The following is a 13,322-nucleotide window of genomic DNA, read 5'->3' on the forward strand; positions in this document are numbered from 1 at the left end:
GGTTCATCTTATATTAACGGGAAGCAGACAGTTCGAAATCAGCCTCGGCATATCCCACTTTCTTCCCTGCATCATTGTAGATGCCAGTGTCAAATGCCGATCTCAGCCGCTCCAATGTAACCTGATTGTTGTAATCAAGCTGCTCCAGAGTTCTCAGCACTACCAGTCCCCACTCCTCTTCGGAGCCGTCCAGAATTTTCAGGGCCACACCAAGCCGCTCCTTCTTCAGGCTGAAGCAGTATACCCCCTTGAAGCCGCCTTTCGCCACAATATTTGTATCCTGCAGCAGTATGGAATCCACCCGGCCGCTTCCGCCGACCAGTACAGGATGGGCATTCATAGCAGCCGTGATCTGAACTACCGCCTCGCGGGTAGCTGTGTCTTGAATTTGGTCCGGACAAGCCAGCTTCAGATAAGCCTTGGCTAATGAAGACAACGGAAGAGCAAATACAGGGAAGCCGCAGCCATCAGTCCCAAGACCTATGCTCTCCCTGGGCAGCTCGGCAAGCACAGCTAGTGTAGTGAGTATCTCCTGCTGAACCGGATGCTCAGGCTGATCATAACCTTGGAGCGGATAACCCGCCATTTTACAATAGGCAAGAACCCCAAAATGCTTCCCCGAGCAGTTGTGGAACAGCCTGCGCCGATACCCGTTCGCACGTAGAAGCTCCTCCCGGGCTGTCTCATCAAGCGGCAGACTTGGCGCGCACACAAGGCAGTGCTCCTCAATATCTATTTTGCCGCTTAACCGCTCAAGCGTCTGTACGTGCACCTCTTGGGAACGATGTGAAGCCGTCATGATTGCCACATCCTCTCCCTTAAGATGGTAATGATCAATCAAGCCTGCTCTTATTCCCGGAATAGCCTGAAATGGCTTTGCGGACGAACGGGTGAAGGCAACAAAATCGGGATCTCCCGCAAAGTACACCACGTCCCCTTTCTCATTAACTATGCTTATATGACCGCTATGGGCACACTCCAGGGTGCCCGCACGAAACTCATGAACCAGGACAACCTCATTCATTCCCACTCGTCTCCTTATCGTATCCGGATCTTGAATCCACCCATCTACAGTATATTATACCTGTTTGTTTCAGCTAAAGGCATGGAGTTTATATACAAAGTAAGCTGAGCGACACTCAGAGCCTTTAAGACTATAACTCTTCAAGATACAGACTGAACTAAGCAGATCTGGCTCAGATTCATTCGTTTAGCCTGTATAACATAAATCCATTAAGGAGTGATTAGAATGAATAAAGCAGAAACAGATTATCCGGTACAAAGCGGTTCGACTTTCACTAAAGGTTTGATCATTGGCGGTCTTCTTGGTGCAGCTGCAGCCCTCCTCTACGCTCCAAAAACAGGTCGTGAAATGCGCAGTGACCTGACAGACAAATGGGGTACAGTATGTGATAAATCCAAAGATGTAGCTTCTGTAGTGACAGAAAAGGCTACGGATCTGGCTAAGAATGTAACAGCTAAAACAACAGATCTCGCGAAGACAGTAGGAACGAGTGCAAGTACGCTGGTATCCAGTGTAAAAACAGCCTCTTCCCTGGTAGGCGAAGAGATGAAGCAGGCTGCTTCCACGGTATCGGAAGAAGCGAAGAACTCTGCAAGTGAGGTGGCTAGTGAAGCCAAAGATACTTCGAATGAACTTTCGAGTGATATCCGCAAGGCTTCCCAGGAAACTGCCCGTGAAGTTCATAATAAAACAAGCGCATCTTACTAATCTTGCATAGATGACCCTTGTGAAATAGCCAGCCTTCTTCAGCGCTGGCTATTTCTTATCCCTAACTTTAGAGAAAGGACGTGAATGATCCAATGGGAGAACTGAAACAATATGACACCAAGGATCATCCCTTTGAACTCAGGCATGAGGTGAAGCGCCTCAATTCACGCCTTGATGATATCGCGGATGCACTGGAAAGATCGGACTTCAAGGATATTATCGAGAATTATACAAATCCTAAGAAGCGGCTGTTCTCGAACTTCACCGCAGGTCTGGCCCGCGGCCTTGGGCTTACGATTGGTACCGCCCTGGTCCTGGCCCTGTTCGGTTGGATCACCAGCTTCTTCGTCTCTATGCCGCTGATCGGTGAATTCCTGGCCAATATTCAGCATTATATGGATGCGTATAAGAAATAACATTTCCCTCGAGAAAGGAGGCCTCAATCATGAGCTCCAACAATCCAAAAGATGAACAGGAACAGTACACCCGTCATCAAATCATAGATGCAGCTGCAGGCAATGTGCCCAAACACAAAGACATCGATGAAGCTGAGAATGGCTCGATGGTGAATGATATGGATGACCTGAAGCGTTTGGGCGAAGAGATGGATGAAATGGACTCCGTTACGGAAGACAAAGAGAAGGGTCTTGAGAATGATCCCAAGCAATGAAGAAGAGCACCGGTTCCGGTGCTCTCAAGTTGAGCCTGTGCGGCAGCCCAGGCTTAGTTTAATTTGTCCCCTGCGGTTCACAGATTGGACTCATTGTCCTGTGGATCAAGTAAGTCTCCGGTCCATCCTTTGGCTTTGAGCCAAATTCCCAAAGTTACCGTGCTCAGCAGAATTAATCCGCTTACCAGCACAAAGCCCCACACACCGTTCTTGGTCCAAGGTAAATAGTCAAAATTCATCCCCCATATCGCACCAATCACTGTAGCCGGGGTGAAGATCGACGCGATAATAGTCAGTGTCTTCGTAATCTCATTGCCCCGGAATGCGGAGATCGCATCATCGATCGAGATCAGGGTATCGATCTCCCGCTCATAATGAATGAACAGCTGTTCCACTCGCTCCAGACGGTAAAAGTATCTCTTGAAATACACACTGCTGTCGATCTCCTCCAAGTAGGCTTCGCGTGCTGCGGTAAGCAGCTCCTGAAAGGGAATGAACAGATTGTGCCAATAAAGAAGCTCGAAACGCGAATTCAATATCCGGTCCATAATATTCTTCTTGTTCCGCTTACGCATCGAATCTTCGACTTTGCGCAGATTCGCTTCAAAATTGTCCATACCGGTATGAAAGTAGTGCATCATGGTTCTGGCAAGAATGAATAATCCATCACGGGGATGAGGGCAATCTCTCAAAATTCTAATCCGTTCATCGGATGCCATGATCTTACGGCTGCTCTCATCCAAATTAATGGTTATGAAGACCTCATCACTTAGGAAAAAGTGAAACTTGTTGCATGACTCAGAAGAATCAATTTCAAGCTTGACTGAGTAAAGCAAAGATCCGAATATAGCGGGGCGGTCATCCTCAGTTAGCCGGACCGAAAGATAGCTGGTCTCGACCCTGGGGATCTCCTTCAGCCACTCGTCGGCCAGAGGATACTGATCTTCCAGATCCTTGATCACCGCTGTATGCCAGTTCTCAATATTTAAGTCAATCCACTTCCAGCCTTGGTTCATGGTCCACTCCTGCCTGACCTTTGACTCTTCCGTCATTCCGCGCTCTCCTTTGTCTGAGACATCCCCGCATCTTCAAAAAAGACACGCTTCATTCCTAAGAATGGCGTGTCTTCATGTGTAAGTACAGGGTAAAACCATATTTAGGACCCCGAGTTAGACATAATCTGCTTAAGCTTCTCGGTCGCTCTTTTTTGGATACGTGATACGCTCATCTGGGATACTCCCAGCTTCTGTGCAATTGCACGTTGTGATTGACCATCCTGGAATGCCAGAAGCAGCACACTTTGCTCCTGTTCCTTCAATTGGCTGAGGGCTTGTTGAAGGTCCATTCTTTTCTCGACCGTATCAAAGTCGTTCGCCTCAGAGCTGATTAATTCCCCAAGCGTTGCCGTACTCTCATCCTGGGATAGCGGTGAATCCAGGGATACATAATGATAGCATTCCCTTCCGGCCAGCACTTCAACCGTCTCTTCCACGGATAGATCCAGGAATGAGGCAATCTCCTTCACATCTGGCGACCGCTCAAGCTTCACGGTGAGCTCATCGATCGCTTGCTGCACCAAGGCTCCCTTTTCCTTAATTCGGCGCGGCACCTGGATATACCAGGATTTATCCCGCAGGAAGTTCTTCATATGACCAATCATACTCTTCATCGCGTAGGGCTCAAAGGGGATACCCAGATCAATGTCATACTGCTGAAGAAGGCGGATCAGAGCCATCTGCCCTACCTGATATAGATCCTCATATAAGTCAGGACGGTTGCGGGCGATCTTGCCTGCCGCCATCTTCACCATGGGCTCATATTTCTTGATGAGCACGGTGGCAATTTCATTATCTTTGGTCTGCTGGTATTCCCAGATTAGACCGATTGCTTCGTTCATCGACTCTGGGGGAGTCAGTCTATCTGTCATACCGTCTCCTCACTGCGAGCGAGATTGCGGATGAGGACCACTTTTGTTCCTTTCCCTGCCTCGCTCACAACGCTTACATCATCCATAAGCGCCTGCATCAAATAGAAGCCGAGACCTCCGATTTGGGCATCGTCCAGATTTTTATCGTGAAGCGTTACCCGCTCGTCTGTTTTGTCCCACGAATCAAAGCTCTCCCCTTCATCTTTGACCGTAATTGACAATGAATCCGGCTTGATCTCGAAAGTCACCTCAACCGTGCCGTCTTCCTGCTTGTAGGCATAGAGGACAGAGTTATTACAGGCCTCGGAGACCGCCACCTTCATATCTTCGATGTCCTCATAGGAGAAGCCCATTTTGGAAGCAATACCATACAAATTCAGCCTAACAATATCGACATAATCCGCTGTTGCCGGTAAATGTAATATAACTCTTTGAACTTCGTCTTTCATTCTAGCTTCGATCCTTTCCTATTGGGGATTCTCCTGTGAGGCGAAAAATTTAGCTATTCCGGTCATGTCAAACAACTTCTGGATTTGGGCCGGAACTTCCCGAACAAGAAACTGTGCGCTCATACCATGTCTTGCTTTCAAGATGGATAACAGGATTCCAATCCCTGTGCTGTCAATGTATTTCAAATCCTTCAGGTTAATTACCAAGTCAACTTCCCCATCCCCAACGAGAGGCTCCATTACCTGTCTAAAGTCCGGTGCCACGGATAAATCGAGTTCTCCTTTTAAATACACCGTGCATGTGCCGTCTTCTACCTGGGTAGTAGCATTGAACTTATCACTCTTATTTGTATTCATAGACACTCTCTCCTGAATTATGTTTTCTTTTTTTAATTTCGTAGCCAATTCTATATTCATTAACCCAATCCCAGACGTGTGAAACAAAAAGGAACGGCTCAAAGACTGGGTATCTTTAGCACATTCCATAGATTTATCCACTATTTAGCTGCCTTTAAGCTGTTCATATCCCTCTAATGGGACAGCCGTCTCCGTATATTTGGTCAATATCTTCTTCAGACTGCTAAGCTTAACCGGCTTGCTGACGTAATCGACCATTCCCGCATCCAGACAGCGGGTTCTCGTCCCTTCCATTACATCGGCTGTCATGGCGATAATTACCGGGGATGGGTCCGCTCCCGAATCCGCGCAGATTCTCCGGGTAGCCTCCAAACCATCCATCACAGGCATCTGCAGATCCATGAAGATATAGTCATATCCTCCCGGCACCTGTACCATCTTGATGGCCCGTTCTCCATTCTCGGCCACATCCGCCGTATAGCCAAGCTTGCGAAGCATGCTCAGCATCAGCTTCTGATTAATGGGATGATCGTCAACGACCAGGACCCGTCTCGGAGCCAGCAGTTGAACGAATTCGCTGCGGTCCTCCAGAGCCTCACTGTCATCTTCTCCGGCGTTGTCCTCATACTTCCCCACCTCCACGGTGAAAATGAAGGTTGCCCCGTTCTCCTCCATGGATTCCACACGGATCTCACCGCCCATCATCTGTACCAGCGTACGACAAATGGCAAGCCCCAGGCCAGTGCCTCCGTATTTCCGGGTCATGGAAGAATCAAGCTGTGAGAACGGCTTGAACAGCTTATCGATCTTCTCGGCTGGAATACCGATACCCGTATCTTTTACCGTGAACTCAAGCGACATACGCTCGGCTTCGACTTTCTTTGGCGTAACTACCAGATAGATCCCGCCATGATCTGTGAATTTGATGGCATTGGAGATCAGGTTGATCAGAATCTGCCGCATGCGGCCCTGGTCCCCGTAGATCACCGGAGGAATCTGCTCGTCGATGAAGTAGACCAGCTCCAGATTTTTACGGCCGGCATCTACCGAGAACAGATTGAACACCTCTTGGATGCCGCTCTGCAGCTCGAACGGATTCTCTTCAAGCTCCATCTTGCCCGACTCCATCTTGGTGAAATCAAGAATATCGTTGATTACCGTCACCAGGGCATCGGCACTCTTGCGGATAATGTCCGTGTATTCCTTCTGCTCATCCTTAAGCTCGGTCTCCATCAGGAGATCAATCATACCAATAACCCCGTTCATGGGCGTACGGATCTCGTGACTCATCATAGCGAGGAATTCTGTCTTGGCTTTGGCCGCTATTTCTGCAGCCTCCTTCGCCTTGACCAGCTCCTCATTGATCCGTTCGAGCTCCTGGGTCTTCTGGTGAAGCAGCATGGACTGGGTCTTATGCTTCTTATTCGTCAGATACATACTGACAAATCCCTCGATCTTGGATCTTAGAATCTGGGGAATGAACGGCTTCACCATATAGTCGATAGCACCCGCTGAGTACCCTGCGAACAACTGGTCCGCTTCTTTGCTGTTGGCCGATATGAAAATAATCGGGATATCCTTCGTCTTATCACGGGCTTTGATAAGTTTGGCCGTCTCGATCCCGTCCATACCCGGCATCTGAACGTCAAGCACGATTACAGCGAATTCATCCTTCAGCAAGTGTCTAAGAGCCTCTTCCCCCGAGGTTGCTTTAACCAGATTGTACTGCTCGCTATCGAGCACCGCCTCCAGAGCGAGCAAATTCTCGGGGCGGTCATCTACCAGCAAAATGTGAATTGGTTCGTGATACCCCATGGAATCCTCCTCAAAAATGGTGACAAATTTATTTGATCTTGCGATAAATTTTCTCTGTCATGTCCATTGGTTCATAGCAGTCCGCGAAATCCGTGAAATGAATGGATTCCTTAGAGCCTAATACAAGTACGCCAAAGTGATTCAAGCTTTCATGAAACAATTTATGAACATGATTCCGGAGCTTGTCGTCAAAGTAGATCATGACATTACGGCAGAAGATTACATTGAACTCATTAAATGAACCGTCCGTAGCCAGATTATGCTCCGCGAAAATCATGTTTTTCCTGAGAAACGGCTGAAAAATTACTGAGTCATACTTCGCTGTATAGTATTCCGAGAATGACCGGGTGCCCCCGGAAGCCATATAATTTTTGGTGTAGAGCTGCATCTTCTGAATATTAAATATCCCTTCCTTCGCCTGGGCCAAGGAACGATCATTCATGTCAGTGGCATAGATCCTCGCTTTGTCATACAGCCCCTCTTCATACAGCATGATGGCCATCGAGTATACTTCTTCTCCTGTCGAGCAGCCCGCATGCCAAATCCGGATGTAAGGGTAGGTTCTGAGGATTGGAATGACTTTCTTGCGGAAAGTCTTGAACAACTCCGGGTCCCTGAACATCTCCGTTACCGGAATGGACAGGTTATACACCAGTCTGTCAAAGCACGCCCGATCATGCAGCACCTTCTCCTGCAGACTTGAGACCGTGTGCAGGTTCTCGGCATGGACGGAGTGCCATATGCGCCGTCTGAGAGACGGCATGGCGTAATTCCGGAAATCATAGCCATAGAGCCGATGAATTCCTTCAAGCAGAAGCTCAATTTCAATAGTCTCCCGCTCATGGATATCTATTTCTAAAGGGGACTGAATATCACCTTCTAATGAATTGTCTGGTGTCATGAATCCCATCCCCTGCCTCTAAAATCGTCTTCTTACCCTTCCTAGGTTACATCTTATTACCCTCAAACCCGGCTTACGAATACAACCATACCCGCATTAATGATAAAAGCTGATCTGTCTGGATAGGTTTCTTCATATAGTCGGATGCTCCAGCCTCGATACACTTGAAGCGGTCATCCTTCATCGCCTTCGCGGTAAGGGCAATGATAGGAAGCTTCTCGAACTGCGGAATCTCCCGGATCCGGCGCATCGCTTCATAACCATCCATCTCCGGCATCATCATGTCCATAAGCACCAGATCAAAGTCGTTATGCTGCTGCAGAAGCTCAATCGCTTCCCTGCCATTCTCGGCGAACACCACATTCATCTGATATCCTTCAAGCACACTGGAGAGGGCGAATACGTTCCGGACATCATCATCGACCAGCAGAATTTTCTTGCCTTCGAACAGCTCCTCCTTGTTATGGAGCTTCCGCAGGATCTCCCGCTTCTCTTCGGGGAGGTTAGCCTCTACACGGTGGAGGAACAAGGTCGTCTCATCAAGAAGACGCTCAGGCGACTTCACATCTTTGATAATGATAGACTCTGCATATTTCCGCAGCTCTGTCTCTTCCTTGCTGTCAAGCTCTTTGCCTGTGTAAATGATGATCGGCAGATCATGGAGGTTCTCATCATCCCTGATCTGATCCAGCAGGGCGAAGCCGGTCATATCCGTCAGCATCAAATCAAGCACCATACAGTCGTAATGCTTGCTATGCAGCTCGCGAATCGCTTCCGCGCCTGACGATACAGCTGTAATAACGACATCATCATGGCCTACCAGTTCGATAATCGCCTGCCGCTGTACCTTATCATCTTCTACCACTAACAGATGTTTCAAACTCTTATCCATATAAGATTCTATATGCGAGAATGCTCTCTCAAGTCCTTCTCTCGAAGATGGCTTCTGAAGATAAGCGATGGCCCCCATCTTCATTCCCTGCTTCACATCATCCACGACCGAGATCACGTGAACGGGGATGTGGCGGGTATCCGGATTGCCCTTAAGCTCTCCGAGTATGGACCACCCGTCCATGACAGGCAGCTGGATATCAAGAATAATAGCATCCGGCAGATAAGTTCTAGCCAGCTTCAGTCCTTCGTCGCCTTGGGATGTAGTCAAAGTCTTGAATCCGTATGCCTTGGCCATGTCAATAAGTATCTTCGCAAAATGGATATCATCCTCGACAATGAGCATCACTTTATCCTGAGAGGTAATTGTATTCCTGTCATCAGGCAAGCTGAATGCGGACTCTTTCTCCTCGCTCTTGCTTCTGGACTCTGTCTCTTCAGAAGCTTGCTCGATCACCCGTGGAGAAGGCTCAGCCACACGAGGCTTCAGAATCGGTGTTATCCCGTCTTTCGGAAGGTACAAGGTGAACTCGCTGCCTTCTCCTTCCTTGGTCTTCAGGGAGATCCCCCCGCCTAGCAGAGAGGCCAATCCCCGGCTGATCGACAGACCCAGACCGGTTCCTCCAAATCTGCGGCTGGTGGTTCCATCTGCCTGCTGGAAGGCTTCAAAGATCAGATCTGTCTTGTCTTTCGGTATACCGATCCCCGTATCTTTGATGGTTAAGGCCAGGTAATCTTTCTCAGGATCCAGATAGTATGGAAGCTGCGAAGCCTTGGCTTTCGTCACTTTAAAGCTGACTCCGCCCTCCGATGTGAATTTGAATGCATTGGACAGCAAATTCCGAAGAATCTGCTTCACCCTGTACCCATCCGTGCTGATGTCCTCTGGCACCCCATCCTCAACTTCAGTCTGAAGGTGCAGATTCTTCTTGAGCGCCACTTCCCTGAAGTTCGTATCCACGAACCGCTCAAGCTCGGATATACTGACCGATTCTTCATTAATCTCCATCTTGCCGGCATCCACTTTGGATAGATCAAGGATCTCATCGATCATCTTGAGCAGATCCGCCCCGGACATATAGATGGTCTGAGCATACTCCTTCTGCTTGGCAGTCAAGTTCTCTTCCTTGTTCTCGGACAGCAGCTGAGAGAGAATAAGCAGGCTGTTAAGCGGTGTCCGCAGCTCATGTGACATATTCGCAAGAAATTCAGACTTATATTTGCTTGTAAGCGCAAGCTGACTGGCCTGCTGCTCAAGCTGGACCTTCGTCTTCTCGATCTCTTCGTTCTTCTCCTCAACCTCTTGAACCTGCTCCTGCAAGGCATGTGTCTTCGCAACAAGTTCCGTATTGTAGTGTTCCAGCTCTTCCTGCTGACGCTGAAGAAGTTCTTCTGAACGCTTAAGAGCATTGGTCTGCTCTTCCAGGTTCTCATTGGAACGGCGAAGCTCCTCCTGCTGGCTCTGCAGTTCTTCAGATTGACATTGAAGCTCCTCGGCCAGGGTCTGAGACTCCCGAAGCAGCTCTTCCACTCTCAGTCGGCCAATAAGATTATTAAGAATAATACCAAGGCTGGAAGCCAATTCCTTCAGAAGCTGCTTCTGCAAATCATTAAAATGAAGGAAATTAGCAACTTCTATAACGCCCATAAGCTGATTCTCAAATAGAACAGGGTATATCATAACCTCGGCAGGCTCGGATTCACCCAGTCCCGAGCGAATTGAAAGGTAATTATCCGGCAGCTTAACCAGTGTTAACGGTTCCTTGGTAAGCGCGACCTGGCCTACTAGGCCTTCACCCAGCTTGAACGACTTGTTCGGACGCCCCGCTTCATCCATAGCGTAGGCCGCAGCCAGATGAACCTCATTGGGACTGTGTTGATCACTTCGTGTGTATAAGGCGCCATATCGGCCTCCAAGTATAGGAGTGAATTCAGTAATGAACATTTGTGCCACCTGTTCAAGTGAATTAATACCCTGGAACAGCTCGGTAGTACGCGCCAGATTGGAGTTAACCCAGGCTTGGTCCTTCTGGGCCTGCATATATTTCCTCTCCAGCTCCTGCTTCTCTTCCAAATCCTCGGACAATTCCTGAAATACCCGGGCTACATCCCCAATCTCATCCTTGTTAGTCACCTTGATCCGCCTGATGGCCTTAAGCTTTCCTTTGCCGAAGCTGTTCATCATCTGCGATACCGTATTGAACCCACGCGTGATGCTCGGGATGATCCACAGCATGACTCCAAGAGCCAACAGCAGGCCTACGGCCATTATAGTTACTGTAATCTGTACAGAACGTTCATACGCTGCCCGCGCAGACTGAACCTCTTCCTCAATCTTCAAGTCTTGAAATGTGCTCAGTGAGTTAATACTGTCTACAACTCTATTCTGCACGTCAACTCCCGTAGCATTCCGGAAATTGACTGCTGCAGTTCTATCATTCTGATCAAATAAGGAGAGCTGTTTCTCCAGATATACCTTGTACTGCTCCCATGCTTTCATCAGATTGGATATAATAAGCTTCTCTTCCGCACTGGAATTCTCATTCTTCGCTAAAGCGACCAAGCTTGCATCCGCCTTCTTGGTATAGCCCATGATTTCAGGCTTGGTGCTGCTTACGGAGATAGCCGGATTCAACAGCAGGTTCGCCAGCTTCTTGGTCACTTCATTGACCTGTCCGCGCATATCACCCGAACTTCGCACATTCATGTATCTTTGCTGATAGATCTGATCAATTTGCTTCTTCATGAAGTCCATTCGGTCATAACCGATATAAGTCAAGACCAGAAGTATGGCCATAATGGATCCGAAAGCAATCATCAGCTTACTCTTGATTCTCATTCAGGCCTTCCCCTTCTTTTAGTGATATCCACACCAGACATTTATCGTCTTCACGTTCTTGAGGCACGCCATCGTCAAAAAACATCCCTTGCATTTTCGCTATGTCCAGCTTATGGCTGGCCGCAAGATTTCTGGCAAGGAAGCTGATCTGTTCATCCTGAGCGCCTTCGATGGCCTCAAGCAGCCCATCCGTATACAGTACAATATGCCCGCTGCCCTGATACGTAATAGAACGGGTCTCCGCATCAATCGTATCAAAGAGGCCCACAGGGGGACATCCCGTCTCCAGCATATTCAGCGATCCGTCCTCCATATATAAAAGTCCCGGCGGATGACCTGCATTCACGTAATCAATACGCTTGAACCGGGTGTCTACAACCAGATAGATCGCTGTAAAGTAATACTGGACCAGCTGACTGTCAATATGAAGCTGGCTGAATCGCCGATTCAGTTCCTGAATAACCTTTTCCGGCTCCACATAAGTGTTGACCGTATCTTTCAAGACAGAGGCAATGAACATGCAGAATAGCGACGAGGATATTCCATGCCCCATCATATCCAGCAGAATGATGCCATACCTTCCGTCGCCAAGTGGATACCAGGCATACAAATCTCCCGCAAGCTCAAATGACGGCTTATATAAGGCATCCACCTCGAAGAACGGGTCATTGATGGGTGCACTTAATACCGCATTCTGAACAAGACCTGCCAGCTTAAGCTCCTCCTGAAGACGCTGATCGCGCTCCTTATGCCAATCCTTCTCCTGCTTGAGCCTCAGGGCGAGCCTGATGCGGGCCATAAGCTCAACCTTGTTAATCGGCTTGGTAACGTAATCGACAGCCCCCGCATCCAGTGCCTCGGCCAGTTTCTTGGAATCTCCCACCGCAGTGACCATAATGATAGGAATATCCCTTAGTCCTTCATACTGTTGTACGATACGGCATGCCTCGATCCCGTCCATTTCCGGCATCATCATATCCAGCAGAATCAAATCTATATCAGAAGTTGCGGTTACTGCCCCTTGTCCACTATGATCAAGTCCAAGACTCTGGAACATCTCAAATGCCGAAGACACCGCCGTCGTATTCCGGTAATTTTCTTTCTTGAGTATTTCGCGAACAATGATGATATTTGTCGGATTGTCGTCCACAATTAAAATTTTCATAGCACTCTCCTTGCCTCGGTGAAGATTTGCGTAATATTGCAATATTTAGTCTATATATTAACGAACGATATGATTATCAAAATTTCAATCCATTTAACTATATCATTTTCTTCACAGGGTGCTCAAAGGTTTCCTGCTAACTACGAACACTTATCCAAAAATATAGATAAGGAATGAGGGATGATCCCCATTCCTTATCTATATTTCGACAAATTATATCTACTCTTAAGACCGGACAGCAACGACAAGCACCTTGCCCTGGTCAAGTTCTTTCTCATAAAATTCGGCTTCGGTCTCCGTGAATCCCAAGGATTCGATTTTGGAGCGCAGCTCATCACCACGGGAGCGGAACAAGTTCGCCAAGGATTGGAACACGCCCTCTTCCTTGAGGCCAACCTCGTGGGCCTCCGTAGCATCTACGATTCGGTCCGTGCGTTCCTGATCATGGGCAAGTACATAAATATTCTCAGCGAGATAACCTGCCGAACCAAGCTCTTTGACAGTCTCGACCGCCTGAACTCCGTTTTGCACTATTTTTGCATAAGATTTAGTACTTTCAATACTCATGAAAACTCC

Annotated in this window: 13 protein-coding genes; 3 read left to right on the forward strand and 10 right to left on the reverse strand. The window is 48.2% G+C overall.

Going from position 1 to position 13,322, the window contains the following annotated elements:
• Window positions 1-13 precede the first annotated feature (13 nt).
• Window positions 14-1,024 carry an asparaginase gene (locus LDO05_RS15210; RefSeq protein WP_251376186.1) on the reverse strand — a complete coding sequence of 337 codons (1,011 nt, stop codon included), beginning with the start codon at window positions 1,022-1,024 and terminating at the stop codon, window positions 14-16.
• Between the two features lie 225 nt (window positions 1,025-1,249).
• On the opposite strand from LDO05_RS15210, the gene LDO05_RS15215 reads away from it, so the two are divergent.
• The 3 genes from LDO05_RS15215 (at window position 1,250) to LDO05_RS15225 (ending at window position 2,402) form a co-directional block, all read left to right on the forward strand.
• A complete protein-coding gene (locus LDO05_RS15215; protein ID WP_251376187.1) occupies window positions 1,250-1,732 on the forward strand; it encodes a YtxH domain-containing protein in 483 nt (160 codons plus the stop codon).
• Window positions 1,733-1,824: 92 nt separating this feature from the next.
• Window positions 1,825-2,148, forward strand: coding sequence for a DUF5665 domain-containing protein (locus LDO05_RS15220; protein WP_127200280.1), 324 nt, complete (start codon window positions 1,825-1,827; stop codon window positions 2,146-2,148).
• Between the two features lie 29 nt (window positions 2,149-2,177).
• Window positions 2,178-2,402: a hypothetical protein gene (locus LDO05_RS15225; RefSeq protein ID WP_251376188.1), complete on the forward strand. Its 225-nt coding sequence runs from the start codon at window positions 2,178-2,180 to the stop codon at window positions 2,400-2,402.
• A 77-nt stretch (window positions 2,403-2,479) separates the two neighbouring features.
• Here LDO05_RS15225 and LDO05_RS15230 read toward each other — a convergent pair whose 3' ends face one another.
• The 9 genes from LDO05_RS15230 to LDO05_RS15270 all read right to left on the reverse strand — a co-directional run bounded on the left by LDO05_RS15230 (window position 2,480) and on the right by LDO05_RS15270 (window position 13,313).
• Window positions 2,480-3,454 carry a magnesium transporter CorA family protein gene (locus LDO05_RS15230; RefSeq protein ID WP_251376189.1) on the reverse strand — a complete coding sequence of 325 codons (975 nt, stop codon included), beginning with the start codon at window positions 3,452-3,454 and terminating at the stop codon, window positions 2,480-2,482.
• A 104-nt stretch (window positions 3,455-3,558) separates the two neighbouring features.
• Window positions 3,559-4,329: a sigma-70 family RNA polymerase sigma factor gene (locus LDO05_RS15235; protein ID WP_251376190.1), complete on the reverse strand. Its 771-nt coding sequence runs from the start codon at window positions 4,327-4,329 to the stop codon at window positions 3,559-3,561.
• Window positions 4,326-4,778, reverse strand: a complete 453-nt coding sequence (gene rsbW, locus LDO05_RS15240) for an anti-sigma B factor RsbW (protein ID WP_251376191.1) — start codon at window positions 4,776-4,778, stop codon at window positions 4,326-4,328. Before rsbW ends, LDO05_RS15235 begins: the two co-directional genes overlap by 4 nt.
• An 18-nt stretch (window positions 4,779-4,796) precedes the next feature.
• Window positions 4,797-5,135: an STAS domain-containing protein gene (locus tag LDO05_RS15245; RefSeq protein WP_251378752.1), complete on the reverse strand. Its 339-nt coding sequence runs from the start codon at window positions 5,133-5,135 to the stop codon at window positions 4,797-4,799.
• A 144-nt stretch (window positions 5,136-5,279) separates the two neighbouring features.
• Window positions 5,280-6,950 (reverse strand): response regulator, encoded by a 1,671-nt coding sequence (locus tag LDO05_RS15250; protein WP_251376193.1) that lies wholly within the window; start codon window positions 6,948-6,950, stop codon window positions 5,280-5,282.
• Window positions 6,951-6,978: 28 nt separating this feature from the next.
• Window positions 6,979-7,851: a CheR family methyltransferase gene (locus LDO05_RS15255; RefSeq protein ID WP_251376195.1), complete on the reverse strand. Its 873-nt coding sequence runs from the start codon at window positions 7,849-7,851 to the stop codon at window positions 6,979-6,981.
• A gap of 73 nt (window positions 7,852-7,924) precedes the next feature.
• Window positions 7,925-11,581, reverse strand: coding sequence for a response regulator (locus tag LDO05_RS15260; RefSeq protein ID WP_251376196.1), 3,657 nt, complete (start codon window positions 11,579-11,581; stop codon window positions 7,925-7,927).
• Window positions 11,565-12,746, reverse strand: coding sequence for a PP2C family protein-serine/threonine phosphatase (locus tag LDO05_RS15265; protein ID WP_251376197.1), 1,182 nt, complete (start codon window positions 12,744-12,746; stop codon window positions 11,565-11,567). The genes LDO05_RS15260 and LDO05_RS15265 overlap by 17 nt, the downstream gene beginning before the upstream one ends.
• A 225-nt stretch (window positions 12,747-12,971) precedes the next feature.
• Window positions 12,972-13,313 carry a YflT domain-containing protein gene (locus tag LDO05_RS15270; protein ID WP_251376199.1) on the reverse strand — a complete coding sequence of 114 codons (342 nt, stop codon included), beginning with the start codon at window positions 13,311-13,313 and terminating at the stop codon, window positions 12,972-12,974.
• Between the last annotated feature and the right edge of the window lie 9 nt (window positions 13,314-13,322).

It is taken from the genome of Paenibacillus sp. YPG26 (assembly GCF_023704175.1).
Classification (GTDB): domain Bacteria; phylum Bacillota; class Bacilli; order Paenibacillales; family Paenibacillaceae; genus Fontibacillus.